The following is a 26622-nucleotide window of genomic DNA, read 5'->3' on the forward strand; positions in this document are numbered from 1 at the left end:
CGCGGTCACGTATCGGCGTTGAGGTCGCAGCGCAGCGAATCCGCCGGCACGGAGACCGGCAGCGTGAACCAGAAGCGGGCGCCGCCACTCGCACCGTTACCCCCGGCGCCGATCCGGCCTCCATGCGCTTCCACGATCGACCGGCAGATCGGCAGTCCCATGCCCATCCCGCTGTCCTTGGTCGTGAAAAAGCTCTCGAAGAGCCGGTCGACATGTTCAACTGCGATGCCGGGGCCGTTGTCCTCCACGGCGCAGCACAACGTGGCCGCGTCCTGCGTGACCGTGCTGATGACGATCCTGCGATCGTCATATCCCGCCTGCGTCATCGCCTGCACAGCGTTGATGGCCAGATTGACGATCACCTGCTGGAGCTGGGTGCGGTCACCGAGCACCTGCGGTGTGGTCGGATCGGGCTGGTGCAGGATCGTTACGCCGCGGGATTCGAGCTCGTGTCGCAGAAAGAGAAGCGCTTCGCGGACGATCTCGTCAAATGACAAGGATGCCTGTTCGGGGACTTTCCGGGAAGCCATCCCGTGAACGCGCGCCACGATGTTCGCGGCGCGCTGGGTATCCACGATGATGTTCTCGATGGTCTTGCGGATCTCGACGATATCGGGAGTGGGCCTGTTCAGCCACCGCAGCCCGGCGGCGCCGTTGGTGGCGATGGCCGCGAGGGGCTGGTTGACCTCGTGGGCGATCGATGCGGTGAGTTCTCCGAGCATCGAGACGCGCGCGGCATGCGCGAACTCAGCCTGAACCTGCTGGAGCTTCTGCTGAGCGCGAACACGCTGTGAAATGTCGATGGTGCCGACCAGGCTGACTTCGAGATCATTGATGGGGCCGACCCGCGCCGTGGTGAAGAGAACGTCGACGACGCGGCCGTCCCACGTGACCATCTTGGTCTCTTCCTCGAAATTCGTCTCGCCGCGATAGCGGGATTCCATCGCCCGCCGGAACGTGTCGGGCCGCTCCTTCCAGCTCTCGGCCATGGAGCGTCCGACATAGCCCTCGACGCCTCCTCCGAACATCTGGATGGCTCGTTCATTGGCCTCCTGAAACGAGAGCGCGTCCATGCAGGTCCGCAGAAACTCGGGATGGCTGTCGAAATAGGCGCCAAGGTCCTTGACGCCCTCGGCACGCAATTTTCGGAACAGCACGACCAGCCTGCTGGCGTCGAGCTGCCGGAATGCGATCGGCATGCGGCTGAACAGATGGCGGTAACGCTGTTCGCTCCGCTCCAGCTCGGTATGGGCCTTCTTCTGGGCGGTGATGTCCATGACCGCGCCGACAAACTCGAACTGGCCCCGGCCGTTCGTCATTCCGCGGGCGACCACGCGTATGGTCCGGATCGAACCGTCGTCCAGCACCAGCCGGTTTTCGTGGGAAAAGTCGCCCCTCTCGTTCACCGCCCGGTCGATGGCCTCGCGTACGGCATTGACGTCATCGGGATGTGTGCGCTTCAGGACGACGGCGAGCGACGGGCGCGATGTCTGTGCGAGATCGAAGATCCTGAACGTTTCATCCGACCAGAAAAGCTCTCCGGTCACGACGTTCCAGCCGAAGCTGCCGGTCTGGCTGAGCTTCTGTGCCTCGGCGAGATAAGCGGCCAGGTGGCCATGCTCGCCTGACCACCTGGTCAGACTGATCGCCGCGAGCGAAGTCGCGACAAAGGCGGCGAGAGCGATCGTGGTGGAATTGAAGCCGAGCAGTGACCAGGCGAAGGACAGCAGGCAAAGGGCAACGCTGCTCCACGCCCACAATGGAGTGCGATCCTGTTTGGCCCAGTCTTGGAGCAGACGGCGCCACCATCGCGGGAGCCGTACGGAGTTAGGGCCATCCAGGCGTTCGAGCGTCATGCGGGAGGTCTACCGCGCCGCCGAAGAGCGGTCTTTTGTGTTTTCGCAGGCGCTTTGTCAAAACGCACGAAGCCGCGATCGGGCTGCCTGCCGCCAGCGATCCTAGGCCATCTCAGCGGCGGGCTTCGTCACGCCGAACCGCCGCTCGAATTCGGCGACATCGACAACACCGCGCCGGTGGCTGCCGTCGCCGATCTTGCGATCGCCGTCCCAGGCCTCGACCTCGAACAGCACACTCCTGGCGTCGACCGCGACGACCCGCGCGATCGCGCGCACCTTGCGGCCGACCGGGGTTGCCGCCAGATGGCGGATATTGACCATCATCCCGACGCTGACATGGCCCGTCGGCAGGAATGGTTGAACGGCCGATCCCGCGGCCATCTCCATGTGCAGGATCATCATCGGCGTGCCGTAGACGGCTGGCATTCCCGGCACCACATGGCCAACCGTCATCTCGGACGTGACGGTCACCAGCTTCTCTGCCGTCATGCCGGCGGTCAGCCTCTCAAGCGGATTCATGGCTCAATTCCGCATCTGCCTTGGTCGTGGATGAAGTGGGTGTCGCGGCCGCCCGCGGCTTGCGCCCGGTCAGCCAGTTGCTGAGCTGGTCGAGATAGAGATAGACGACGGGCGTGGTGTAGAGCGTCAGGATCTGCGAGAGCATCAGGCCGCCGACGATCGTGTAGCCGAGCGGCTGGCGCAGCTCCGCGCCGGTACCGGAACCGATCATCAGCGGCACGCCGCCGAGCAGCGCCGCCATCGTCGTCATCAGGATCGGACGGAAGCGCAGCGTGCAGGCCTGGTAGATCGCCTCTTCCGGGCTGAGCCCGTGTTGGCGCTCCACCTCGAGAGCGAAATCGACCAGCATGATGCCGTTCTTCTTGACGATGCCGATCAGCAGGATGATGCCGATGATGGCGATGACGCTGAGATCCATGTGGACCGCCAGCAGCAGCAACAGCGCGCCGATGCCGGCCGACGGCAGCGTCGACAGGATCGTGATCGGATGGATCAGGCTCTCATAGAGCACGCCGAGGATGATGTAGATCACGATCAGCGCCGCCCCGATCAGCAGCGGTGTGCCTCGCAGGGATGACTGGAAGGCCTGGGCGTTGCCCTGGAACGAGGTCGACAGCGAGGCGGGCTTGCCCGTGCTCTTCTCGATGTTCTGGATCGCCGTCACCGCATCGCCGAGCGCGACGCCGGGCCGCAGGTTGAACGAGATCGTGACCGACGGAAACAGGCTCTGGTGGTTGATCAGGATGGGCGCGGGCTTGATGACGCTGTGAACCAGCGTGCTCAGGGGGACCTGCTGGCCGGTGGCCGAGTTCAGGTAGATGTCCTTGAGCGCTTCCGGCCCGTACTGGAAACGCGGATCGACCTCCATCACGACATGGTACTGGTTCAGCGAGGTGAACATCGTGGAGACGATGCGCTGGCCGAATGCGTCGTCGAGGGCATTGTCGATCGTCGTAGGCAGGATGCCGAAGCTCGATGCGACCTCGCGATTGACGGTGACCTCCAGCCGCGGACCGGCATTGGCCTGGTCGCTCGCGACGTCGGTGATGAGGTCGAGCTCGCGGAGCTTCTTGAGGAAGATCGCCGACCAGTTGGTGAGCTCGTTGGAATCGGCGTCCGTCAGCGTGTACTGGTATTGCGTTTTCGACAGGCGTGCGCCGATGGTGATGTCCTGCGCGGCCTGCATGTAAAGCCTGATGCCCTGGATATGGGCGAGTTGGGGTCCCAGGCGTTCGATGATCTGGTCGGCGCTGGCCTTGCGCCCGGGCTTCGGCTTCAGGACGATGAATATCCGTCCCTGGTTGAGCGTCGCCGTGGGACCTCCCGGACCGATATAGCTCGCCACCGACTGAATTGCCGGATCCTTCGACAGGATGTCGACGATCGCCTGCTGGCGTTCGGACATGGCGGGGAAGGAAATGTCCTGTGCGGCTTCGGTGATGCCGACAATCTGCCCGGTATCCTGTTGCGGGAAGAAACCCTTCGGAATGATCACGTAGAGATAGCCGGTCAGCGCGATCGTCGAGAGCATCACGAGCAGCGTCACGAAGCGATGGCGCAGCACGATTCGCAGGCCGCTCGCATAAAGCGCAAGCAGGGCGTCGAAACCGCGTTCGAAGGCGAGATAGATTCGGCCGTGCTTCTTCCGCGAGTCGTCCTTCAGCAGCCGCGCGCACATCATCGGCGTCAGCGTGAGCGAGATGACCAGCGACAGCAGCAGCGAAGCCGTGATCGTGGCGGCGAATTCCTGGAACAGCTTGCCGACGTAGCCTCCCATCAGGAAAAGCGGGATGAACACAGCGATCAGCGACAGGGTGATGGAGACGATCGTGAAGCCGATTTCGCTGGAACCCTTGAGCGCGGCCTCCATCGGCGTCATGCCCTGCTCGAGATGGCGCACGATGTTCTCGATGACGACGACGGCATCGTCGACGACGAAGCCCACCGCGATCGACAGCGCCATCAGCGAGAGGTTGTCCAGGCTGTAGCCGAGCACGTAGAGGACCGCGAACGTGCCGATCAGCGACAGGGGAACCGTGATCGCCGGGATGATGGTGGCCCAGAAATTCCGCAGGAACAGGAATATGACCATTACCACCAGTGCGACCGTCAGCATCAGCGTGAATTGAACGTCGGAGACCGCGGCGCGAATGGTGGCGGTCCGGTCGGCGGCGATCGTCACCTTGATCGCCGGTGGAACGGAGGCCTGCAATTGCGGCAGCAGCTTCTTGATGCGGTCGACCGTCTCGATCACGTTGGCGCCGGGAACGCGCTGGACTGCCAGGATGATGGCGGGCTCCTTGCCGTACCAGCCGGCCAGGAGGTCGTTCTCGGGCCCCTCGATCGCCGTGCCGATGTCGCGTATCCGCACCGGCGAGCCGTTGCGATAGGCGATGATGAGGTCTTCATAGGCGGAGGGCTTGAGCAATTGATCGTTGGTGTTCAGCGTATAGGTGACGCGCGGGCTGTTGAGCGTGCCCTTGGGCAGGTCGACGTTGGCGCCGGCGATCACGTTGCGGACGTCTTCGAGGCCGATGCCGCGGGCGGCAAGCGCCTGCGGATTGACGCGAACACGGATCGCGGGCTTCTGCTGGCCGCCGATGCCGACGAGACCCACACCCGGCACCTGCGAGATCTTCGGCAGCAGGATGTTTTCCGCATAGGCGTCGACCGTGGTCAGCGGCAGCGAGTCCGACGTCAGCGCGATCAGCATGATCGGCGTCTCCGCCGGATTCACCTTCCTGATCGTCGGCGGGTAGGGGATGTTCGGCGGCAGGAAAGGGCTTGCGGCATTGATCGCGGCCAGCACGTCCACCGCCGCGCTGTCCACGGTGCGCGACAGCTCGAATTGCACCGTGAGCTGGGCGACGCCGAGCGCACTGGACGAGGTGAGCTGCGTGACGCCGGGGATCTGGCTGAGCTGCTGCTCGAGCGGCGTCGCCAGCGACGAGGCAATGGTACCCGGATCGGCGCCGGGCAGTTGCGCCGAGATCTGGATGGTCGGGTAATTGACGTTCGGCAGCGCACCGACCGGCAGCAGCGGATAGGCCGCGAGGCCGCACAGCAGCAGGCCGGCCATCAGCAGGGCGGTTGCAATTGGCCGCAGGATGAAGGGCGCGGAAAGGTTCATGGGATCGCATCCTGCACGGCGCTCTGCAGGTCGGCTTCACGCGCGGCCTTGCCGTGCAGCTCGCGAACGCGGCTGCCTTCCGTGAGTCGGTACTGGCCGTCGATCACGACGACGTCGCCTGATTTCAGTCCCTGGTCGATCAGGGCCTGGCCATCGCTGATCTGCACGACGTGAACGGGACGCAAGGTGGCCGTCTGGCCGTCGGTCACGACATAGACATAGCTGCCGTTCGGTCCCTGCTGCACGGCCGAGCCGGCGACAGTGAGCGCACCCTTCTGGACCTCGAGCAGCAGGCGCGCGTTGACCAGCTGGCCCGGCCACAGCTTGTGCTCATGGTTTGGGAACACGGCCTTGAGTTGGACCGTGCCGGTCGTTCCCGCGATCTCGTTGTTGACCAGCAGCAGCGTGCCCTCGTCGAGCTTCGTCTTGTTGTCCTGGCTGTAGGCGATGACCTTCAGTTCGCCCTTCGCGGCATGCTCCTGGATCACCGGCAGATCGGCCTGCGGCAGGGTGAACAGCAGCGAGATCGGCTCGATCTGGGTGACGATGACGAGGCCGTTGGGATCGGTCGGATGAATGACGTTGCCGACATCGATCTGGCGAACGCCGGTGATGCCGGGGACGGCCGACGACAGGCGCGTATAGCTGAGCTGGACATTGGCCTCGTCGATCTGGGCCTGGTCCGCCTTCACGGCGGCCTTGAGCTGCGCCACCTGCGCCGTCTGCGTCTCGATCAGTTGCGGGGTCGCATAGCCCTTGTCGCCGAGCTGATTGTAGCGGGAGAGGTTGGCCTCGGCATTCGCGAGCTGCGCCTGGTCCCTGTCGCGATTGGCCGTCAGCTGTTCGATCTGCGCCTCGTAGGGACGCGGATCGATCTGCGCGAGCAGGTCGCCGGCCTTGACGGTCTGTCCCTCGGTGAAGGCGATCTTGACGATCTGTCCCTGAATCTGGCTGCGCACGACGTCGGTGTTGTAGGCGATCACCGTGCCGATGCCGCGCAGATAGATCGGAACGTCCTTGCCGGTGACGCTGGCGGCGACCACCGGCACGGCGGTGGGCACGGGTGCGGCTGCCACGGCCGGCTTCCGGTCGGTGCCGAAGAACCAGAGACCCGCGCCGATCAGGATCGCGGCGAGAGCAACGAATGCAATGGTGAGGTTGCGTTTCACGGTGATGGTCCTTCTGATCTCAGGGATTGCCGGAGCCGTCGATCGAAGTCGTGCCGCCCGTGGACGTGGGGCCGGGCACCGGCACGGACGGACTGATTCCGGCGCCGCCGATTTCGGTGGAGCCCAGCGGAATCCCGACGCGGCCGACCGTCGATGTCGAGGGCAGGGACGAGACTGCTGCCGTGCTGCCGGGGCAATTGGTCGATGAGGTGCCGGACAGCCCGCCGCCGTCGAACAATGCTCCGGAGGATGAAGCATTGCCGGATTCGGCGCAGGCGGTCGTGTTTTGCGCGGGGTTGATCGGGGAGATGCCGGGCGTTGCGATCTCGGTCGATCCCAACGGAATGCCCACGGGTCGCGTGGATTGCGGGTTGAGCGGCGAGGTCGCAAGCATGCCGGCAGGCGGCTGCGTTCCCGGCATTGTTGTTTGGGCGATGGCCGCAGTCGAGACCAGCCACAGGACGCTGGTCGCAAGCATCGCGGCAGGGTGCATCAAGGCGAACCGGCGCGCTTCGGAACTCCGTGCGCCGGCGTCGTTCGGTGAATGCTGATCTCGCATGGAAGAGGGCTCCGGCTCTATGCATGGACATTAGAAAGATGCGCTCGCGCGGGTATTTCCAGAACGCACGTCCTGCTCCCCGGCTGCACGACGGCGAGGAGGCGTCGCCTCGCCATAGGCCCTGAGGCGCCTTCGCTATCTCAGGATGGCCCGTGCGTGTGCGATCTCCCGGCTGCACGCGGCGATGTCGCCGGCGCGATTGGCGGTGCGCGCGCGATCGAGCGAGTCGAGCGCGTCGGTGAAATCGACGCCGTTGCCACCTTCTGCTTCCGCGAGCGAGCGGGGCGTCGGTTGATGGCTGCGCAGCGCGCTGAGGCTCTCCGGCTTCCAGCCGTGGGAGCCCGCATCCTTTTCAATGGCCAGATCGAGCTGGGCCTGGGTTTGCGCGATGTCATCCGCGCAGCTTCCGGCATGAGCCGGCATGGTCGCGCACAGCAGGGCGAAGAGAGCGACGCTGCACTTTGCGATGGATGTCATTGTTCAATCCTATGCTTGGATTTCGAGTGACGTCGGGAACGTTGTCGTGAATGACAGAGCGCGTATCGATCGTCTTTCGCGTATGAACGCCGGCCGTTCACGCTTGCGAGAGATCATTGTCATGAATGTCAGTGTGCATGACGTGGGCCCTCCGTTAGAAGTGCGTCTCTCAACCGGGCCGCGTCCGGAGGATGTTCGAGCAGCGATCGTCGCCGCTCGCGTGTCCCGGCGTGCGAAGTGGCAAGGGCCGTTGCTTGCCGAAATACGCGGGCAAGCATCGAAACTAGTGTCGCGTCATTCCAACCCGGAGTGATCCCGACATGAAACACCTCAACGCTGGTCTCGCCTTTGCCGCCGCTCTCTCCTTGCTCTCGACCGTCGTCCCTGCGAACGCGGAGCCCCTGAAGAACATCGTCCTGGTGCACGGCGCCTGGGTGGATGGGTCCGGCTGGAAACCGGTCTACGAGATCCTGACCAAGGAAGGTTTCCGCGTCACCATGGTGCAGGAGCCCGAGACCTCGTTCGCCGACGACGTCACGGCGGCGAAGCGCATTCTCGATCTGCAGGATGGCCCGACGCTTCTCGTCGGCCATAGCTACGGCGGCTCGATCATCACCGAGGCCGGCGTTCATCCGAGCGTCGTCGGTCTCGTCTACGTCGCCGCACACGCGCCCGACGTCGGAGAGGACGAATCGGCGTTGGGCAAGAAGACGCCGAGCGTGCTCGGGAAGACCGAGGGCGTCATCAAGGTGACGCCGGACAAGTTCACCTATCTCGATCCCGTGCAATTCCCGAAACTGTTCGCACCCGATCTGCCGCGCGAGCGCGCCGAGTTCGTCGCGCGCTCCCAGGTCCCGGCCGCGGCCCAGGTGTTCAGCACGCCGCTGACGGCGGCGGCGTGGAAGACCAAGCCGAGCTGGGGCATCGTCGCCGGCAATGACCAGATCATCAATCCGGATCTGGAGCGCTGGTACTACGAGCGCGCCAAGAGCCAGACCACCGTGATCCCGGGCGCCAGCCACTCGGTCTACGAGTCGCATCCGAAGGAAGTGGCTGCGGTCATCACCCGCGCCGCGCGCAGCATCCAGCAGCCGGTTACGCGCTGATCACGCTTCGCCGGTCCTGACGCACGACCGGCAGAAGGAAGGACGGCGGGAGCGACAGCACTCCCGCCGGCCCGACTGTGCCATCAGGAGAACTCCCATGAACGTGATCGAGACGACCGGCGCCGCCCTGAACTGGAAGGTGACGACGGTGAAGCGGGCCGGACTGAGCCGCGACTTGCCGTCCGGCAATCCGGACCTGATGTGGGTCGCGAATTCGTCGACGTTGATCTACGGCGAGCGGGACGCGGTCCTCGTCGACACGTTCCTCACCGCCGGGCAGTCGAAAACGCTGCTGGACTGGGTCGCGTCTTGCGAGCGAAATCTGACGACGATCTATGTCACACACGGGCACGGGGATCATTTCTTCGGGCTGGCACCGCTGCTCGACCGTTTTCCGCAGGCAAAAGCCGTTGCCGTTCCCGAGGTCGTCGACGAGATGAAGGCGCAGCTCTCGCCGGCCTCGCTCGACGGTTTCTGGCGCAAGCGCTTTCCGGGCGAGATCGCAGAGCGCCTGGTGGCGGCTGCACCCCTCGAAGGCGAGCTCACGCTCGAGGGACACAAGCTCGTCGTCATCGACATGGGACGAACCGATACGGCGCGCTCAACCGCCCTTCATGTCCCGTCTCTCGATCTGATCGTCGCCGGCGACACCGTGTACAACGGCATTCATCCCTATCTGGCCGAAACCGACACGCAGAGCCGGCTGGAATGGATCGCCGCGCTCGACCGGCTTGCGGCGCTGAAGCCGCGCTTCGTCGTCGCCGGACACAAAAAGCCGGATAACGACGACGATCCGCGCAACATCGCGGCGACCCGGCAATACCTGCTCGATTTCAACCGCCTCGACAAGGCGACGACATCGCCGCGCGAGCTCTACGAGGCGATGCTCGAGCTCCATCCCGACCGTGCCAATCCGGGATCGCTCTGGAGCGGGGCCAACGCCGCAAAGGGGCCGAAGTCATGACGAGCTGGCAGGACAACCGTGTCGCGCGTGATGCCCGCATTGCGGCGGGCGCAGTCCTTGCCCGCGGCAAGGTCGTCGAAGCACACGACGTCACGCGCCTGCTGGAGGCCGTGATCCGGCCGGGCGACCGGGTTTGCCTGGAGGGCGACAACCAGAAGCAGGCGGATCTCTTGAGCCGCGCGCTGCTGGCGGTCGATCCCTCCAGGGTCAACGATCTGCACATGGTGCAGTCGGGCGTCGTTCTGCCCGAACATCTGGACCTGTTCGACCGCGGCGTCGCGAAGCGGCTCGACTATGCCTATTCCGGGCCGCAATCGGCGCGGATTGCGCGCATGCTGTTCGGCGGCAAGATCGAGCTGGGCGCGGTTCATACCTATCTCGAACTGTTCGCCCGCTACTTCATCGACCTCACGCCGCACGTCGCGCTGATCGCCGCCGTCAGCGCCGATCGTGAGGGAAATCTCTACACCGGCCCGAACACCGAGGACACACCGACCGTGGTCGAGGCGACGGCGTTCAAGGACGGCGTCGTGATCGCCCAGGTCAACGAGATCGTGGAGACGGTTCCGCGGGTCGATATCCCGGCGGACCGTGTCCATTTCATCGTCAAGGCTGACAAGCCGTTCTTCGTCGAGCCATTGTTCACGCGCGATCCGGCCGCGATCACGGAAGGCCAGATCCTGACCGCGATGCTGGCGATCAAGGGGGTCTATGCACCCTATGGCGTGCAGCGGCTCAATCACGGCATCGGCTTCAGCACGGCCGCGATCGAACTCCTGCTCCCGACATTCGGCGAGCGGCTGGGGCTGAAGGGCAGGATCGCGACCCACTTCGCGCTGAATCCGCATCCCGCACTCATTCCCGCGATCGAATCCGGCTGGGTGCGGCAGATCCACTCGTTCGGATCGGAGGTCGGCATGGATGACTACATCCGCGCCAGATCCGACGTCTACTTCACCGGTCCCGACGGCTCGTTGCGTTCCAACCGCGCCTTCTGTCAGGCCGCTGGGCTCTATGCCTGCGACATGTTCATTGGCTCCACGCTGCAGATCGATCTGCAGGGAAATTCGTCGACTGTCACCACCTCGCGCATCGCAGGCTTTGGCGGCGCCCCGAACATGGGGGCGGATGCCCGCGGGCGGCGTCATCCGAGCGAGCCCTGGCTGAAGGCCGGAGCGGAGGCCGATCCGGACGGCTCGGCACTGATGCGCCGCGGCCGCAAGCTGGTCGTGCAGATCGGCGAGACGTTCGGGGACAAGAACGTGCCGCTCTTCGTCGAGAAGCTCGATGCCATCGAGCTCGCGGAGAAGCTGAAGCTCGAACTGGCGCCGGTCATGATCTATGGCGACGACGTCACGCACATCGTCACCGAGGAGGGCGTGGCGAACCTCTTGCTGTGCCGCACCGCGCAGGAGCGCGAGCAGGCCATCCGTGGCGTTGCCGGCTACACCGATGTCGGCCGTCGGCGGGACCACGGCATGGTCGCGCGCCTGCGCGAGCGCGGCGTGATCCGCCGGCCGGAAGATCTCGGCATCAATCCGCTCGATGCGGATCGCAGCCTGCTGGCGGCGCGCTCGATCAAGGATCTCGTGCGCTGGTCGGGTGGCTTGTACGCACCCCCTTCGAAATTCAGGAACTGGTGAGGAACGCGCCATGGAAGATCTCAGCTTTCGACATCCGGTTCGCGCCCGCGCCGACGGCGCCAGGCGGAGCGCGATTGTCGGCATAGTTGCCTCGGGCAATCTCGAAGTGCTGGTGGAGCGCGTGCTGCCGGATGCGGAATGTGCCATCGACATCAAGACCGCCGCCGTCGGCTTCGGCGAGGTCTGGAGAGCCGTGATCGGCGATTTCGTCGAGCGCTATTCGCCCGGCGGGCTGAAGTTCTCGATCAATGACGGCGGCGCGCGTCCCGATACGGTCTCGCTCCGGCTGGCGCAGGCGGTGCGATCGATCGCGGAGAACGGCCAATGACCGCGCCGATCAAGCACATCACCCCCGCCGAACGGGCGCACAGCACCAGCTTCTACGAGGCGTCGGCCCGCGTGCGGCTGGAACTGCTGCTCGATGCCGGCAGCTTCGTCGAGTTCATCGGGCCGGAGCAGCGCGAGGTCAGCCCGCATCTGAAGATATTCGATCTTCCCGAGCAGTTCGACGACGGCATCGTCGTCGGTCACGGTCGCCTCGACGGCTCGCCGGTGTTCGTTGCCGCGCAGGAGGGCCGCTTCATGGGCGGCGCCTTCGGCGAAGTGCACGGCGCCAAGCTGACCGGGCTGCTCCGCGCCGCGCGCGAGATCGGCTCGATCCCCGTCTTGATCCTGTTCGATACCGGCGGCGTCCGGTTGCAGGAAGCCAATGCCGGCGAGCTTGCCATCGCCGAGATCATGCGCGCCGTGATGGAAGCGCGCGCCGCCGGCGTGAAGGTCATCGGCCTGATCGGCGGGAGGTCCGGATGCTACGGCGGCGGCGGCTTGATCGCGGGCTGTTGCTCCGCGCTCGCCGTCTCGGAGCCGGGGCGCATCGCTGTGTCAGGTCCCGAAGTCATCGAGACCAATCGCGGCGTCGAGGAGTTCGACTCGCGCGATCGTGCCCTGGTCTGGCGGACGATGGGCGGCAAGCACCGCCGCCTGCTCGGCGCCGCCGATGTCTTTGCCGACGACAATGTGCAGGATTTTCGCGAGGCCGCGCTGGAGCTGATCGGCCTGGTCGGACCTTTCGGTCTCGACAGGCTGAAGGCCGAGCAGGAACGGCTCGCCGGACGGTTGCGCCGCTTCGGCGCCTGCGCGGATGCCGTCGACATCTGGACCGCGGAAGGCATCGAGCACGCTGAGACGGTTCCGGAGCTGCCGGCAGATCAGTTCATTGCGCTCGCCAACAGGATCGGGAGGACCAGCCGTGACGCTCGATGACATCATCGCCTCGCTCTTTCCTGACGGCCATGAGGTAAGCAACGACAACGGCGTCCTTCACGGCTCGGCGACGCTGCGATCCGGTGGCACGATGCTGGTGATCGGCGTTGCGAACCGCACCGCGCTGGGCGTCGACGAGGCCATCAGGCTTTCCGCACATCTCCTGGAGTCGATCGGCCGTGACTCCGGGCCGGCCCTGGTGCTCGTCGACAGCGACAGCCAGCGCATGAGTAAGCGCGACGAGCTGCTCGGGCTGAACGAGTTCCTCGCACATCTGGCGAAGGTGCTGATCCACGCGGACATGAATGGCCGCCCGACCATCGGCGTTCTGTACGGCCACTCGGCTGCGGGCGCGCTGCTTGCGACGGGCCTTGCAACGCGTGTGCTGGTCGGGCTGCCCGGAGCCGATCCCGCGGTGATGGACCTGCCTTCGATGGCGAAGGTGACCAAGCTGTCGATGGAGGCGCTGCAGGAAAAGGCGAAGTCGACGCCGGTGTTCGCACCGGGCCTGTCCAATCTCGCGCAAATGGGTGCCGTCCACATGACATGGAGCAATGCCGCTTCGCTCGCCGACCAGCTGGAGGCGTTGCTCGCCGACATGCCGGCCGCGCAGGACCGGCGGGATGCGCTCGGCAAGGAGCGTGGCGGCCGGCTGAAGGCCGCCGAGATCGCGGAGCGCGTTCGTGACCTCGCCCTGCAAGCACGGTGATCGAGCACCTGGTCGTCACGACCTCGTCTTCGTCAGCCCCGCGGGGTGGCGCGCGATGTTGGACGCGCGCGACGATCTCGCCGCCGATTCCCTTCTCGCGCGCTGGCCCAAAATGCGGTGGCCGACGATCAGGCGGCGCGCCTTGCCACACGAGGCAACCGGCGTCGCGCTGGGCCTGCCCCTGCCGCCTTCTGCCGGCAAGAAACGGGTTGCCCTCCTGGTCGAAATCGACCACGTCGCCTTGGTCGCGCGGCCGCCGTCGCTGCAACAGGCGCGGGCTTACGCGCCGCGCAACTGGTGGCCGACGCTCGACCGGCTCGACGGGCTGGCGCTTCGCCATTCGGTGGACGCGCGCGTCTACGGCAGCCTGGCCTGGCAGTCGTTGACCGGGCTCGACTACGTGACCGGCCGTTCCGATCTCGATGTCCTGTTCGAGTTTCGAAGCGAAACCGACATCGATCGCTTCGTCGCCGATGTCGCCGCGATCGAGACCAGCGCGCCGATGCGGCTTGATGGCGAGCTGATGAGCGCCGACGGCGCAGCGGTGAACTGGCGTGAAGTCCACGGCGGCGCGAGCGAGCTTCTGGTCAAGAGCATTGAGCGCGTGGTCCTGCTCGACAGGCATCAATTCATTTCGGGAGCGACGGGATCATGATCACCATGGCCGCAAGAGGCATGGAACGGCCGCTTCTGCGCCGCGCGCGGATGATGCCCGATGTCTCTGCCATCGGGGCTGTCGCCGCCGATTGCCTCGTCAAGGAGCTCGAAACCTGGCCGAAACCGGGGCTGGTGAGCCATGTCGATAATGGCAGTCACGATGACATGGATGCGGGCACGTTTCGTCGCAGCGCCGCGGCCATCAGGCCCTATCTGCAGCGCCTGGCCGATGCGGGTGCGTTTGGCTGCGGCATGGGGCGGCTGCGGATCATTGGCCTCGAGGCGGAGCGCGCCATGTTCGCGGCGACGTCGGGGGTCAACACGCACCGTGGCGCGATCTTCGGGCTCGGCCTGCTGTGCGCGGCCGCCGGCGCGAGAGCCGGCGGGTTGGTCGATCCCGAGCTTCCGCTTGGCGACGTCGTGGCGCGCCTGTGGGGCGACAGCATCCTCGATGGACCGGTGCTGCTGCACAGCCATGGCAGCGTGGCCCGCCGCCGCTTTCGCGCGGGCGGTGCGCGTATCGAGGCCGCGAGGGGATTTCCCAGCATCTACGGAATCGGCTTGCCGGCCTTGCGGAGAGCAACTGTCGTTGTGGAGGATACGGAAGCCGCCCGGGTCGAGGCGTGCTTTGCTCTGATCGCTTCCGTCGAAGACACCAACCTCCTGCATCGCGGCGGGCTCGACGGCCTTCGGTTTGCGCATGACGCGGCGCGTCGCTTCGTCGATGCCGGCGGCGTCTGCGCGTCCGGCTGGCGTGCGCGGGCACAATCGATCCACGAAAGTTTCGTCGCCCGCCGTCTCAGCCCGGGTGGATCGGCCGACCTGCTCGCTATGACGCTCTTCGTCGATGTCCATGAAAGGCCGATTCCATGATGTCCAACGCGATCCTGATGGCGCTGGTGCCGGTCTTCTTCGTCCTGTTGCTGGGATACGCCGCCGGAAAATTTCATATCGTCGACAATCTTCACGTCGACGCCCTCAACGCGCTGGTGATGGATTTTGCGCTGCCGGCGTCCCTGTTCGCCGCGACCGCTTCGGCCTCGCGCCGCGATATGATCGAACAGGTTCCGCTCTCCATGGTGCTCGGCGTGACGATGCTGTTGCTCTATGTCGCCTGGTATTGCGCCGCGCGCAGGTTCTCGAAGGCGTCCCGGTCCGATGCGTCGCTGCAGGCCTTGACGATCGGCTTTCCGAACCTTGCCGGCGTCGGACTTCCGATCCTGTCGTCCGTGTTGGGCCCCGCCGGCACCGTCCCGGTTGCGGTCGCGTTGGCAACGGGCTCGATTCTGATCAGCCCGCTGACCCTGATCATGGTGGAAATGGGTGCGAGCAGGGCGCAGGGCGCCGAATTGTCGATGCGGCAGATTCTGACGGCAGTCAGGCGCGCGATCACCAAGCCGGTCGTACTGGCGCCTGCGGCAGGCATCCTGCTTTCGCTGTCGGACGTGAGCCTCGATGCACTCGCCCATGCATGCCTGGCGTTGATCGGGAGCGCCGCCGCGGGTGTCGCCCTGTTTCTCACGGGGGCGATTCTGTCGGCACAATCGTTCCGGCTGGATTGGCGGATCGTGGCCGCAACGGCGGCCTCGGATGTCGTTCGGCCGCTGCTGGCCATTGCGGTCATTCACTTCATTCCGATTGCGCCTGATCCCGCGAAGACTGCCATTCTGCTTGCCGCGGTGCCCTCGGGCTTTTTCGGCATCCTGTTTGCCGTCAACTACCGGCTGGATTCCGCGACGGCGGGATCCATGGTCATCGCCAGCACCGGATTCAGCGTCGTGACCCTGGCGATTGCGATCGCCATGCTCTTTCCCGGTTAGGTCGCGACCGTGACGCTTGCGATCCTCTGCTCGGGACAAGGCGGACAGCATCGGGACATGTTCGCCCTCACGGGCGGCGCGCCTGAGGCCGCGGACCTGTTTGCGCACGCGGCGACATTGCTCGGTGGCAGCGATCCGCGCGATTTCGTCCGCGGCGAACCCGATGAGGCCCTGCACCGCAACCGTACGGGCCAGATTCTCTGCACCTTGCAGCCGCTCGCCGCGGCGCGCGCGCTCGCAGATGTCATTCCACGCGGCGTCATCATTGCCGGCTACAGTGTCGGCGAGGTCGCGGCCTGGGGTGTCGGCGGTGTGCTCGATGCGACCGCCACGCTCGATCTCGTGGCACGCCGCGCAGAGGCCATGGATGCGGCCACGCGCGCCGGTGACGGGCTGATCTTCGTCCGCGGTCTTTCGCGCGAGGAGGTCGGTCGCCTTTGCGAACGTCACGGCGCAGCGATCGCCATCGTCAATCCGGGCGATGCCTTTGTCATCGGCGGCGGCCGCGAGGCGCTGGGCGGGATTGCCGACGACGCGCGGGCGATGCACGGCGCAAGGATCGTCGCGTTGCCGGTCGAGGTTGCCTCCCACACCAAGCGGCTCGCCGCGGCGTCTGCCGCATTTCGTGAGACCTTGCGCCTGGCACCGGCGGTATTTCCCCCGAGGACCGGTGCGCGCATTCTGAGCGGAATCGATGCCGCTCCGGTCGTCTCGCTCGAGAGCGGTCGCGACAAACTTGCCGCGCAGATCTCGCAAACCGTGCAATGGGCGGATTGCCTGCAGGCCTGTGTCGAAGCGGGCGCGACGGGGTTTCTCGAGCTCGGGCCGCGACATGCGCTCAGCAGCATGGTTGCGGAAATCGGGGCCGGACTTCCGGCTCGCTCGCTGGATGATTTCAGGAGTCTTCAGGGCGTCCGCGCCTGGGCTGCGCGTCACCTGAACGACTAGCCTCGCCAAATTCCGAAGAGACGATGCCGTCGATCGCGCTGCCCGGTCAAAAAAAGGGGCCGTCCTTTGGGGGAGGACGGCCCTAAAACGCTCGTATGCCCAGGGAGGAGGGAGGCTCGAGCGGTGACTTGGGGTCTCAGTCACCTAACACGCACATCATCGCCGATCCCGCGGCCAAAGTATTTCACGAACCCCTTGTGTTTCTCATTTCGCATGATTCACGAGAAGTCCGCGGGCAGCACGTGAGACACGGCCTTGTATGTCGAAGCCGGATCGCCGCCGGAGAGCCTGGACGAAGCCGATGCGTTCCGGCTGGCGCAACGCCAGCGCGCAGGCGTGTCACCCGTGATCCGTTTGAAGACGGTCGAGAAATGCGCTTGGGTGCAGAAGCCGACGGTCAGCGCCACCTCGGCCAAGGCCGTCTCGGAATTCGACAGCAGCGATTTCGCACGCTCGATGCGCTGATGCAGCAGGTACTCGCGCGGCCGGTATCCCGTCGCGGCGCGAAACTGGGCCGCGAAGTGCATCCGGGACAGTCCCGCCACCTTGGCAAGCTCGGACAAGCTGATGCAGTGGTCGAAGTGCGTCCCGACGTATTCCTCCACGCGCCGCAGTCGCCATTTCGGCAAGGCATTGACTTTCGAGTGTGGCAGCTCGCGCCGGGCGAGGTGCATTGCCAGCGTCTGACCGATGCAACGCGCGAATTCCCGGTCAGCCGAATGGCCGCGTTCGGTCAGCGCCTTCGCCAGCTGTTCGGCAAAGGGGTCGCGGAGCAGCACGAGGTCGTTGAGGCCTTCGGCCGAGGCTGTTCCTGCTCCAGGCCTTAGGAACGGAAAATAAGTGCTGGCCGAGACGTGGAAGTGCAGGAAGTCGCACGGCGCCGAGAACTGCGCACTGAGCTGCTGCAACGGTGCGCCGATATACAGCGTGCCTGCCGGCATGATGCCGTCGAAGATGGTGTGACGGCCTCTGGTCAGTTTGGCGCGGGACGTCTTCAAGGCGATGGCGAAGAAGTATCGGTCGGCAGGCGTCGTCGCCTCTTCGTGCCTTATGCCCGTTTGCGTGCAGGTCCAGCGCGAGATCGTGATGTCGTCAGGCGTGGCCGCGGGCTGGCGCCACCTCCGTTCGAGGGGAAATGCGCGAGTCTCCTGCGGGGAGGCCGGTTCGTGGCGGCTGGGTTGATACGTCGACCGGGCGCCGGCCGCTTGGATATCGGTGAGCATCGTTCGTCCCCGTGTCCTGGATTCTGCCGCCGTCGTGACGGCTGCCGAATGCAACTGGTCCATGCTCGAACGATAGGTGCGGCCTCGTCGAAAGGCTCGTTAAGGATGCTTAAGCGGTATTAGATTTTGCAAATGCGAGAGGTGCGACCGCATGTCGCAAAGAGTTCAATTGAACCAAAGGGATCAAGCACATGTGCAGTGAGGTCTGATGTTAGAGCGCAGCACCGGCCGGACCAGAGGTTTGACGCGGTGCCGTCTCGTCCGGTCGGGCGTGTTCGTCTAATTCAGAGCAGGCGTGTTCAGGGCAGACGTGGCGAGGCGTCGATGCCGGGTGTAAGGCCGGGCGCGATCGACTGTGCCGGGGGAACCGCGGGTTCGCGCGAATACGGGATCGCTTCCACCTCGGGGCGTTGCTGGGATGTGGCCTGCAGGCAGTTCGCACGCGGCGGTTGTCCTGCGCCGAACAGATCAGTGACGGGATCCACGAAGCTCGCGCGGAACCGGTCGAACCGGGTCTGGTGATCGCCCGCGGAGGGCTGTCGGATTGTCACCGTCGCCGTCATGCCCGAGACCAGTGGCACATCCGGCGGCACCGTGTCGATGGCGACGCGAACCGGTACGCGCTGGGCAAGCCGCACCCAGGTGTAGATCGGGTCGACATTGGGCAAGCCCTGCGTGCCCGCAGCGGCGTTCGACACGCTGACGCCTCGCGTCACGGTCTTCACATGCCCCAGGATCGGCTTGGCGTAACCAATCAATTGCGCTTCCGCGCGATCCCCGACGCAGACGCGAGCCATCTTGGTTTCCTCGAAATAACCGTCGATCCAGAAACTGTTGGAATCGATCACCGAGATGTTGCTGACGCCGGTGACGGCATAGTCGCCTGCGCGTAGCAGGAGATTCGTGACGTAACCATCGACGGGACTGGTCACGCTGGTCCGTTTCAAATTCAGCTCCGCCTGTGCGAGCTGGTGTGCCGCCGCCTCGTAGGCGGCCTTCGCCTGCGCTGCGTTGCCTGCATAGATCTGCTGCTCTTCGGGCGTCGTCGCGAGGTTGGACAGATGCCGACGCCGGTCGAACTCGGCCTGCTTCACCTCCAGATCCGCGGCCCGCTGGTCGACCAGCGCCTTGCCGATTCGGACGGCCACTTCGAAGTCGAAGGGGTCGATGACGTAAAGGACGTCGCCCTTGTGGACGAACTGGTTGTCGCCAACCCGCAGCGCCACGATCTTGCCTGCAACCTGCGGCGCGACATTGGCGACCTGGACACGCACGCTGCCGTTCCGCGTCCAGGGAGCAGTGACGTAGTGCTGCCAGGTCGCAACCGATATCAAGACGGCGACCAATGCGATGCCGAGGGTCGCGAGATGCTTGCCGGCGCCGAGCATGAATCGGCCGACAGCCTTGTGCAGCGGCCTCGCGGAGGGCGTTGCCTGTGTCGGAGGTCTGACGGTGTCCGCCGTGCGATCGCTGGTGTCGCGTGCCACGGTCTCCGGTGCGGCTGAGCCCTCCGCGGTACTTGAGGCATCGCCCGGTGCTTCGGCTGGTGGGTCGCTGCGAAGTGGGGCGGCGTCGCGGGGCAGGGTAGCTTCCATGACTCTTCTCCCTAGAAGAACAGTGCGAGCATGCCGAACATCGCCACGTAGAGGCAAAGCTCGGCCAGCGACGGGTTGCTGAAGACTCTCGCGAATCCGATGAAGCGCAGCAGCGGGCGCAGTAACAGGAACGCGAGCAGCGCGGTTGCCGCATAGGAAACGATGGGGGCAATGAGCACGCCGCCGATGACCAGTTCCCGATAGGTGTTCGTCATGACCGTTTCCCTTGGCTGGAGTCGGCCGGAGATTGTGACGGCGCGAAGGCCACGCTTGCCGCAATCAGCGCGGCAATGGCCGCGCTGGCCGACAGGTCGCTTCGTGCTGCCGACTGGTGCAGCGCCTCGGCTGCAGCGAGGATCACGCCGCTGTTCCGACGGGTGAGGGCCTCTCGCGCGGCCTGCGCCGCTACGGCCAGCGGCCCCTGTCCGACCCGGTCCAGTTCGGCGCGGCAACGCCGCAGGGCTGCGGCCTGGTCGAAACAGCGCATCGCTGTGCCGGCGATCCGATCGTCGATCGCGGAGGGGCCGTTTGCGGTCAAAATCTGCTCGATCCGCGCCGCGTCGCGAAAGGCGGCTTCCTCCGGCGCGAGGTGGCGGGCTCGTCCACCGTCGGCGCGGCTCAGTTCGCGCCGGGCCTCTCCCAGTAGCAGGCGAACTCGCCGGTCGCCCGACAAGGGAGGCAGCAGCAGCTGCGCCGCGAAGACGAGCGTCGACGACAGGCAGACGAAGAGGCTCGTCACGAGAAACACCTCGGGGTCGTAGCTCTGCGGATTGGTCGGCGCGAGCACGACGAGGGTGAACACCAGCACGAGGCGGCCGATTGAAGACAGCATGGGGCTCGGCAACGTGATCAGCAGTGCGAGGCCGATGACAACAGGCGCAAGACCGATCGCGAGCAGCTGAAACTCGGACACACCGTTGAAGACGAAATATTTCAGGATGCCGGCCAGCGCGCAGGCGATCGGCGTCGCCATCACCGCCACCATCGTGAAGTTGCGCGGCGAGGGCGACGTCGAGCCGAGGCCGATGATCACCGCAACGAGCGAGAGGCAGAGCTCGGTGGTCGGCCAGCCCGTCAGGACGAAGACAATTGCAATCAGCGTGAACGAGATCGCAGCCCGTGCGCCAGTCTCGGCCGCGATGCGGCGCGAGCGATAGAGCGGCGCGCGCCATGCACGATACGGGCTTGTCCCTTCGCGCAGCGCATCGAGGCTGCCGCGGACTAGCGCGTTGTTTCGGCCGATTTCGGCCCGGAGCCAGGATCGGGATATCGCGACCAGCCCGGCTGCATCTGGCGCCAGCGCGGCCGCGGCAGGGAGCGCTGCGAGCATGCGACCGAGCGAGAACGCGCCGACGAGATCGACCAGCGCGGAACGCGCGGCCACGGTCCTTGCCGTGCCGATGCTCGATTCCGTCGTCAGGCTGGCGATCTCCGGACGCACCGCCGCGATGTCATGCAGCAGTCCAGCCCCAACGGCCGCGGATGGAGTCTCGCCGCGCTCGGCATCTCGCGCGAGATCCGTGACCCGGCGGTGCAGCGCTTCGATGCGGCTTGCCAGAACCGGATGATAGCTCGGCGCGGCCAGAACCTCGTTCACAAGCGCCACCGCAAGGACGCCGATGCCGATGGCGGCGCCACGCGCGACGCCGGTCGGGAACACCTGTAGCGGCGTGTCGATCTGCTCGACGGCGATCAGGGCGACGGTGATGCAGCAGAGTGCCGCCGCATAGGCGCGATTGCCATCCAGCAGGCCGGCCACATAGGTGCAAAGCCCGACCCAGATGCCCAACACCACCAGCAGGAGGCCGCCGGTCTGGGAAAATAGGCCGGCGATTGCGATCGAGGCGATGACGCCGATGACGGTTGCGAGCAGCCGGTAGCCGGCTTTTTCCATACCCTGACCGCGTGTCGGCAGCGCCAAGACGGCCACGGTGAGGGCGGCCGACGACGGGGATTCGAGCTCGAGCCAGAAGCCCACATACAACGCGAGCAGCATCGCCAGCCAGACCCGAAGCGCGAACGCCCAGGAACTTGCCGGAAAGCCGGCAAAGACCAGCGGACGCGGCGCGGCGGCACTTGTGGTGTTCACTGGCATCGTGCCCCATCCGTTTCCGGCAGAGCGTGCGGGCCTGCCGATCTCGCAAAATCAGCGCCGAATATGAGGTTTGCGGGGCTTGCCGGTATTTCCGGTCCACCAACCCGCTTGCCGGAATGCACGTCCGGTTGGGGGCAGGGGCCGTCTTGCGGACTACGGCGCGTGGCCTGCCAGCGCCTCTTCGAGGTAGCGGATGATCTCGTCACCGCTGGAGGGCTTGCCGAGATAGCAATGCGCGCCAGCCGCCATCACGCGCCGGCGCACGGATTCGCTTGGAAATGCCGTCATGAAGATGATCGGGAAGCGTCGGCCGGACGCGATCAACTGTGCCTGCAGCTCATCGCCGGTGATGACAGGCATCTGGACGTCGGCGATCATGCATGCCGGATCGTCTCCCGGTGCCTGCCGCAGGAAATCCATGCCGGATTCGTAGGCCTGGGCCTCGTAGCCGATCGAGCGCACCAGGCTCGCCAGCGACGTGCGAACGCCTTCGTCGTCGTCTACGATCGCAATCACCGGGGTTTTGGCCATTGGCACACAATCCTGACCGCGGTGTTCCGCAAGGAGGGCATCTCCCTTTGCGCGGCCGATGGCGCCTTATGCACCCGGGGCAGTCCCGCAGGAATTATACTCAGGTGTGATCCGTAGTCCCGCGGGTTTGGGATACCCCCAGCGCCTCGGCCTTGCGGACGAGGTCGGCCAGCGACCGAACCCCCATCTTGCGCATGACGTTCCCGCGGTGGATCTTGACCGTGATCTCGCTGAGGCCGATCAGGGCCGCGACCTGCTTGTTCATCAGGCCGGCGGTGACATGGCCCATCACCTCGCGCTCGCGCGCCGTCAGGGTCTCGTACTGGGCGCGGATGTCCTCCTTGGTCGCGGCTTCGGCACGGTGCTGCGCATCACGTTCGAGCGCCGCCGTCACCGCATCGAGCATGTCCTGGTCGCGAAACGGCTTGGAGAGGAAATCGACGGCACCGGCCTTCATGGCACGCACCGACATCGGAATGTCCCCATGGCCCGTCATGAAGATGATCGGATAGCTGATGCCCTGCCGGACGAGCTGGCTCTGCAGATCGAGCCCGCTCACGCCGGGAAGGCGGACGTCCAGCACGATGCAGCCGGGGCCGCCGGGCAGCGAGCCGCCGAGCAGTTCCGCCGGCGAGCCGAACAGGCGCGTCTCGAGGCCGACGGATCGGAACAGGCTGTCGAGCGAGGCGCGGATGCCCGCATCGTCATCGACGATGATGACAGTCGCGCTTGAGGGTTGCGTCGGCGGCTGAGCCTGGTTTGGTCGTGTCATGGCGAGGCGTGTTCTTGGCTATATGGCAATGTCAGGTGGAATGTCGCTCCCGAGCCCGGGGTGCTCACCACCGACAATCGGCCGCCGTGAGCTTCCACCGTCGTTCGGCAGATCGCAAGCCCCATGCCCATCCCGCCGTCCTTCGTCGTGAAGAACGGATCGAACAGGCGTGCCATGTCATCAGGCGGGATGCCCGGGCCGCTGTCCTGCACCGTGATGGCGAGGGTCTCGCTGTCCACGGTGCCTGCACGCAGCGTGATGACGCGGGAACCGGGCCGGCCTGACATCGCCTGGCTGGCATTGATCAGAAGATTGACCAGGACCTGCTGCAGCTGAATCCGGTCGCCGCGAACCGGCGGCAGGCCGTGCTGCGGCTCGACGATGAGGGCGACGTCGTCCTTGGCGAGCTCGCGCGCGACCAGCGCAGTCGCCTCCTCGATGACCTCGCCGATTTGCAGCAGATCCTGCTGGGGTGCAGCCTTCTTCAGGAAGGTCCGGATCCTGGTCACGATCTCGCTGGCGCGGCGGCCCTGAGCAACAACATGGCCGATCGTGGTGGCGACCTCCTTGAGATCGGGTACGTCGCGCCGCAGCCATCGCAAGCCGGCTTCGCCGCTGGTGACGATTGCCGCCAGCGGCTGGTTCACCTCGTGCGCTATGGACGCGCTGAGCTCGCCGAGGGTGGCAACGCGCGCAGCATGGGCGAGCTCGGCTTGCGCCGCGAGCAGTGCATCCTGAGCCTGCTTGCGCTCGGTGATGTCGACGACGAAGACGAGCACGTTTTGATCTCCGTCGGGTTCGGGCGGAAAGGTGATCGTGAACAGCACGGGGACCTTACGCCCGTCGAAGCTCACGAGCTGGGTCTCCCCTTCGTGAAACCGCTCTCCGTTCGCGAATGCGACCAGGGCGTCGAGGAAACTGCGATCATTCTCGCCCAGCAGCTTGTCCGCGTTCTCGATGAAGGCCGGTGAGCCGCTTGCCCCCGCCATCTTCTGCAGGGCCGGATTGACGTCGGTGATTCTGGCGAGGCGGCGGGCATGCCTGACGAAATCGGGGTTGCGTGCCAGATAGTCGCGCAGGTCCGCCCCTCCGGTCTGCAGCAAATCCAGCGCGGTCCGCAGTCCGCTCCAGTCCTCCTCGACGACGCCGATCCGGCTTGCGTCGAACATCCGGCGGTATCGTTGCTCGCTCTGCACCAGCGCGCTGTGCGCCGCCACGCGGTCCGTAACGTCGGTGTGCGTTTCGAGCACCCCGACGGGTTTGCCGAGATGGTCGTGCTGAAGGGCCCATCGGGCGTCGACGGTGAGCGCGGTGCCGGCCTTCGTCCGTTGCTCAACCCTGCCTTCCCATCGCCCGGTATCGAGCAGGCTGGCCTCGATGGCTTCCCGCCGGTCGGAATAGCTGGTCCGCAGAAGCTTGTCGGCGAGCTGCCCGAGCGCCTCGTCGGCCGACCAGCCGTAAGTCTGTTCCGCGGTTTTGTTCCAGAACGTGATCACGCCGCCGCGATCCCTGACGAAGATCATGTCATGCGAGAGATTGAGCAGCCGCGCTTGCGCCGCGAGGCGCGTCGTCGCCGCGTGATTCTGCAGCACCAGCAGGGTGGTGATCCCGATCGCCGCGAGGCTCACCAGCGCGCGAAGGGCGGGCGAGGCGATTTCATGCAGATCGTGCGACAGCAGATAGGCGGTTATGGTCAGGACGACACAGCCGGTCGCGGCGACGATGATGTCGTTGCGCCGGTTCGTCCTCGCCGCAAGGAGGATCGCGATGACATAGAGGACTGCGACCGCGCCCTCGAGCGGCGTCAGCACGTCAACCATGAAGACCGCGAAGGCGAGGGCGGCGGACCAGAACCGCAAGCCGGCGCGGCTCATGGATGAACCCGTGGGCCGATCAAGGTTCGTCATCGTCGCAGGCTGTGCTTCTTCTCATAGCAGCCACGTTGATGCCGCGATTTGATCGCGTCCACAATATCCAGCCGGCCGATTTTCGTGCTCTCGTGGAAGTCCTCCTGGACAGTTGAATCCGGCGCGGGCGCGACCGGGAGATTCTCCGGCGGAACGAGGCTTCTCGGTGATATCGCCGATCACGGCCGCGTCAACTTACCGCAGGCGCGCCGAGCCGCCGGCCTCGTGCGTCCGTAGCTGCGGACGAGGTGTTCCGCTCGCACTCTCGCCCGGTGGCTGTACCGCGATCATACCTAGGTATGACGCAGTTAACCCGAGACCTTATCCATACACCCGCGCGTAGAATGGAGCGCGCGGATCGCCGAACTACTCTGCTCCCATCGCATTCGGACAAGTCGTCAGACATTGCCGATGCGAAATGGAACAAGGAGTTCGACGATGTCGCTGCAGATGTCACACCCGCAAAATGCCAAGGACCATGTCGCCGCCGCAATCGACGTCTCGTCAATCGAACGTGGGCGGCTGCGGTCATCGAGACGTTCACGGCGCTCCGGCGAGGAGGCCATGACGCTCTCCCTCGTTCATCTGGATGTTGCGCTGGCCATCGAGCCGCCTGCGCCGGACGTGCGGGGATCTGCCGATAGCGAGCCGAGCTTCAGGGTGTCCGCGAAACGGCTTGCATGCGCCTCCTCGGAGGTCGATCGGGAGACGGGCGCGGAAGGATTCACGGATCCGGTGATGCAGCGCCTCTCGGATGCACTCGCGGCCACCAAAGCCATGCACCATCCCCATTCTGCCATCCTTGTCGATGCGCTGCGTCTGGCCATTCTGACCCGCAAGGCAAGCCGGCGGACGGTGGCCGGACAAGGCCAGCCCGAGTCGGCCGAGGGTGATCATGAAGGCCGGGTTTGCCGGGCGGTGCGGTCGTTGCAGAAATGGCGCCTCAAGCGCGTCATGCAGTATGTCGACGACAATCTGGCCGCGAAGGTGACCTTGGAGCATCTGGCCGCCGTTGCCGGCCTTAGCCGGATGCACTTCGCGGCGCAGTTCCGGGCGGCCGTCGGCATCAGGCCGCACGAGTATTTGCTGAAGCGGCGGATCGAGCGGGCCCAGGAATTGCTGCAACAAGCTGACGTCTCGCTCGTCGACATCGCCTTGACCGTCGGGTTCCAGACGCAGGCTCATTTCACGACGGTGTTCAAGCGCTTCGCGGGCGACACGCCGTATCAATGGAGGAGCGCCTATCTCGCGCAATTCCTGCCGCTGCCGCCCGTCGGAGCAAGACCGTCATGAGCAACCCTGGCATTCAGGCCCTGCTGCTGCAGCTGGTCGGCATTCATTCGGCGCTGGTGCACCATGAGATCATGGGATTGTTGGAGATCGCTCGCGGTCTCGGCGCCTCCTATCGGTTCGCATCCTCGGAACCCGGGGCGGGCGCCTTCTACGGTCGCGTTACCATAAACTTCTGCAGGCTCATTGCCGCCGGCATCGCGCACTATGCCTTGATGGAGCCGTCGATCGAAGAAACGGCCACGCAAAGCTGAAGGAGACGGAGCCAGTCTCGGAATGTCGAGAATGCTGTACCTTTCAACTGGGATTGACTGACACCCTCCGCCATCCCACGATTTTGTGCGGCAAGCAACGATTCCGAACTATTTCGAGCGCGATAGCTGTTAGGC

General features: G+C 65.4%; 26 protein-coding genes. 12 read left to right on the top strand and 14 right to left on the bottom strand.

Going from position 1 to position 26622, the window contains the following annotated elements; genetic code table 11:
* Window positions 1–5: 5 nt before the first annotated feature.
* From ACVWW6_RS09100 to ACVWW6_RS09125, 6 genes are all read right to left on the bottom strand, one after another.
* Window positions 6–1760, bottom strand: coding sequence for an ATP-binding protein (locus ACVWW6_RS09100; protein WP_456680568.1), 1755 nt, complete (start codon window positions 1758–1760; stop codon window positions 6–8).
* 198 nt (window positions 1761–1958) lie between these two features.
* Window positions 1959–2375, bottom strand: coding sequence for a thioesterase family protein (locus tag ACVWW6_RS09105; protein WP_456680569.1), 417 nt, complete (start codon window positions 2373–2375; stop codon window positions 1959–1961).
* Window positions 2362–5505, bottom strand: a complete 3144-nt coding sequence (locus tag ACVWW6_RS09110) for an efflux RND transporter permease subunit (protein WP_456680570.1) — start codon at window positions 5503–5505, stop codon at window positions 2362–2364. Before ACVWW6_RS09110 ends, ACVWW6_RS09105 begins: the two co-directional genes overlap by 14 nt.
* The gene (locus ACVWW6_RS09115; protein ID WP_011083108.1) at window positions 5502–6674 is read right to left on the bottom strand and encodes an efflux RND transporter periplasmic adaptor subunit; all 1173 of its coding nucleotides are present in this window, start codon (window positions 6672–6674) and stop codon (window positions 5502–5504) included. The genes ACVWW6_RS09110 and ACVWW6_RS09115 overlap by 4 nt, the downstream gene beginning before the upstream one ends.
* 19 nt (window positions 6675–6693) lie before the next feature.
* The gene (locus ACVWW6_RS09120; protein WP_456680571.1) at window positions 6694–7233 is read right to left on the bottom strand and encodes a hypothetical protein; all 540 of its coding nucleotides are present in this window, start codon (window positions 7231–7233) and stop codon (window positions 6694–6696) included.
* 135 nt (window positions 7234–7368) lie between these two features.
* Window positions 7369–7710 (bottom strand): hypothetical protein, encoded by a 342-nt coding sequence (locus ACVWW6_RS09125; RefSeq protein ID WP_161532633.1) that lies wholly within the window; start codon window positions 7708–7710, stop codon window positions 7369–7371.
* Between the two features lie 320 nt (window positions 7711–8030).
* On the opposite strand from ACVWW6_RS09125, the gene ACVWW6_RS09130 reads away from it, so the two are divergent.
* The 10 genes from ACVWW6_RS09130 (at window position 8031) to ACVWW6_RS09175 (ending at window position 16820) form a co-directional block, all read left to right on the top strand.
* Window positions 8031–8816 carry an alpha/beta hydrolase gene (locus ACVWW6_RS09130; RefSeq protein WP_060909808.1) on the top strand — a complete coding sequence of 262 codons (786 nt, stop codon included), beginning with the start codon at window positions 8031–8033 and terminating at the stop codon, window positions 8814–8816.
* Between the two features lie 97 nt (window positions 8817–8913).
* The gene (locus ACVWW6_RS09135) at window positions 8914–9780 is read left to right on the top strand and encodes an MBL fold metallo-hydrolase (RefSeq protein WP_456680572.1); all 867 of its coding nucleotides are present in this window, start codon (window positions 8914–8916) and stop codon (window positions 9778–9780) included.
* The gene (gene mdcA, locus ACVWW6_RS09140; RefSeq protein WP_456680573.1) at window positions 9777–11423 is read left to right on the top strand and encodes a malonate decarboxylase subunit alpha; all 1647 of its coding nucleotides are present in this window, start codon (window positions 9777–9779) and stop codon (window positions 11421–11423) included. The genes ACVWW6_RS09135 and mdcA overlap by 4 nt, the downstream gene beginning before the upstream one ends.
* Window positions 11424–11433: 10 nt before the next feature.
* Window positions 11434–11751 carry a malonate decarboxylase acyl carrier protein gene (mdcC, locus tag ACVWW6_RS09145; RefSeq protein WP_011083101.1) on the top strand — a complete coding sequence of 106 codons (318 nt, stop codon included), beginning with the start codon at window positions 11434–11436 and terminating at the stop codon, window positions 11749–11751.
* The gene (locus ACVWW6_RS09150) at window positions 11748–12686 is read left to right on the top strand and encodes a biotin-independent malonate decarboxylase subunit beta (protein ID WP_038966669.1); all 939 of its coding nucleotides are present in this window, start codon (window positions 11748–11750) and stop codon (window positions 12684–12686) included. Before mdcC ends, ACVWW6_RS09150 begins: the two co-directional genes overlap by 4 nt.
* Entirely contained in the window at window positions 12673–13395 is a 723-nt protein-coding gene (mdcE, locus tag ACVWW6_RS09155) for a biotin-independent malonate decarboxylase subunit gamma (protein ID WP_456680574.1), read from the top strand. The genes ACVWW6_RS09150 and mdcE overlap by 14 nt, the downstream gene beginning before the upstream one ends.
* Window positions 13370–14050, top strand: coding sequence for a malonate decarboxylase holo-[acyl-carrier-protein] synthase (mdcG, locus tag ACVWW6_RS09160; protein WP_304549408.1), 681 nt, complete (start codon window positions 13370–13372; stop codon window positions 14048–14050). Before mdcE ends, mdcG begins: the two co-directional genes overlap by 26 nt.
* Window positions 14047–14925, top strand: a complete 879-nt coding sequence (mdcB, locus tag ACVWW6_RS09165) for a triphosphoribosyl-dephospho-CoA synthase MdcB (RefSeq protein ID WP_011083097.1) — start codon at window positions 14047–14049, stop codon at window positions 14923–14925. Before mdcG ends, mdcB begins: the two co-directional genes overlap by 4 nt.
* Complete coding sequence (locus ACVWW6_RS09170) at window positions 14922–15872, top strand: AEC family transporter (protein ID WP_011083096.1); 951 nt, start codon at window positions 14922–14924, stop codon at window positions 15870–15872. Before mdcB ends, ACVWW6_RS09170 begins: the two co-directional genes overlap by 4 nt.
* A gap of 9 nt (window positions 15873–15881) precedes the next feature.
* The gene (locus ACVWW6_RS09175) at window positions 15882–16820 is read left to right on the top strand and encodes an acyltransferase domain-containing protein (RefSeq protein WP_011083095.1); all 939 of its coding nucleotides are present in this window, start codon (window positions 15882–15884) and stop codon (window positions 16818–16820) included.
* Window positions 16821–17038: 218 nt separating this feature from the next.
* Here ACVWW6_RS09175 and ACVWW6_RS09180 read toward each other — a convergent pair whose 3' ends face one another.
* From ACVWW6_RS09180 to ACVWW6_RS09215, 8 genes are all read right to left on the bottom strand, one after another.
* A complete protein-coding gene (locus ACVWW6_RS09180) occupies window positions 17039–18043 on the bottom strand; it encodes an AraC family transcriptional regulator (RefSeq protein WP_039186323.1) in 1005 nt (334 codons plus the stop codon).
* Between the two features lie 299 nt (window positions 18044–18342).
* Window positions 18343–19638, bottom strand: coding sequence for a biotin/lipoyl-binding protein (locus ACVWW6_RS09185; protein WP_456680575.1), 1296 nt, complete (start codon window positions 19636–19638; stop codon window positions 18343–18345).
* Between the two features lie 11 nt (window positions 19639–19649).
* A complete protein-coding gene (locus ACVWW6_RS09190) occupies window positions 19650–19853 on the bottom strand; it encodes a DUF1656 domain-containing protein (RefSeq protein ID WP_038966667.1) in 204 nt (67 codons plus the stop codon).
* Window positions 19850–21733 (bottom strand): FUSC family protein, encoded by a 1884-nt coding sequence (locus tag ACVWW6_RS09195; protein ID WP_456680576.1) that lies wholly within the window; start codon window positions 21731–21733, stop codon window positions 19850–19852. The genes ACVWW6_RS09190 and ACVWW6_RS09195 overlap by 4 nt, the downstream gene beginning before the upstream one ends.
* A gap of 153 nt (window positions 21734–21886) precedes the next feature.
* Window positions 21887–22264 carry a response regulator transcription factor gene (locus ACVWW6_RS09200; RefSeq protein ID WP_028175265.1) on the bottom strand — a complete coding sequence of 126 codons (378 nt, stop codon included), beginning with the start codon at window positions 22262–22264 and terminating at the stop codon, window positions 21887–21889.
* A gap of 100 nt (window positions 22265–22364) precedes the next feature.
* Window positions 22365–23036, bottom strand: a complete 672-nt coding sequence (locus ACVWW6_RS09205) for a response regulator transcription factor (protein ID WP_028175264.1) — start codon at window positions 23034–23036, stop codon at window positions 22365–22367.
* Complete coding sequence (locus ACVWW6_RS09210; RefSeq protein ID WP_456680577.1) at window positions 23033–24910, bottom strand: PAS domain-containing sensor histidine kinase; 1878 nt, start codon at window positions 24908–24910, stop codon at window positions 23033–23035. The genes ACVWW6_RS09205 and ACVWW6_RS09210 overlap by 4 nt, the downstream gene beginning before the upstream one ends.
* A 431-nt stretch (window positions 24911–25341) precedes the next feature.
* Entirely contained in the window at window positions 25342–25509 is a 168-nt protein-coding gene (locus ACVWW6_RS09215; RefSeq protein WP_249162998.1) for a hypothetical protein, read from the bottom strand.
* Window positions 25510–25681: 172 nt separating this feature from the next.
* Here ACVWW6_RS09215 and ACVWW6_RS09220 point away from each other — a divergent pair, with 172 nt between their 5' ends.
* Both ACVWW6_RS09220 and ACVWW6_RS09225 read left to right on the top strand, forming a co-directional pair.
* Window positions 25682–26236, top strand: a complete 555-nt coding sequence (locus ACVWW6_RS09220; protein ID WP_249163000.1) for a helix-turn-helix domain-containing protein — start codon at window positions 25682–25684, stop codon at window positions 26234–26236.
* Window positions 26233–26487 (top strand): hypothetical protein, encoded by a 255-nt coding sequence (locus tag ACVWW6_RS09225; protein ID WP_011083087.1) that lies wholly within the window; start codon window positions 26233–26235, stop codon window positions 26485–26487. Before ACVWW6_RS09220 ends, ACVWW6_RS09225 begins: the two co-directional genes overlap by 4 nt.
* The last annotated feature ends 135 nt before the right edge of the window (window positions 26488–26622 follow it).

The organism is Bradyrhizobium sp. USDA 3311, assembly GCF_054062495.1.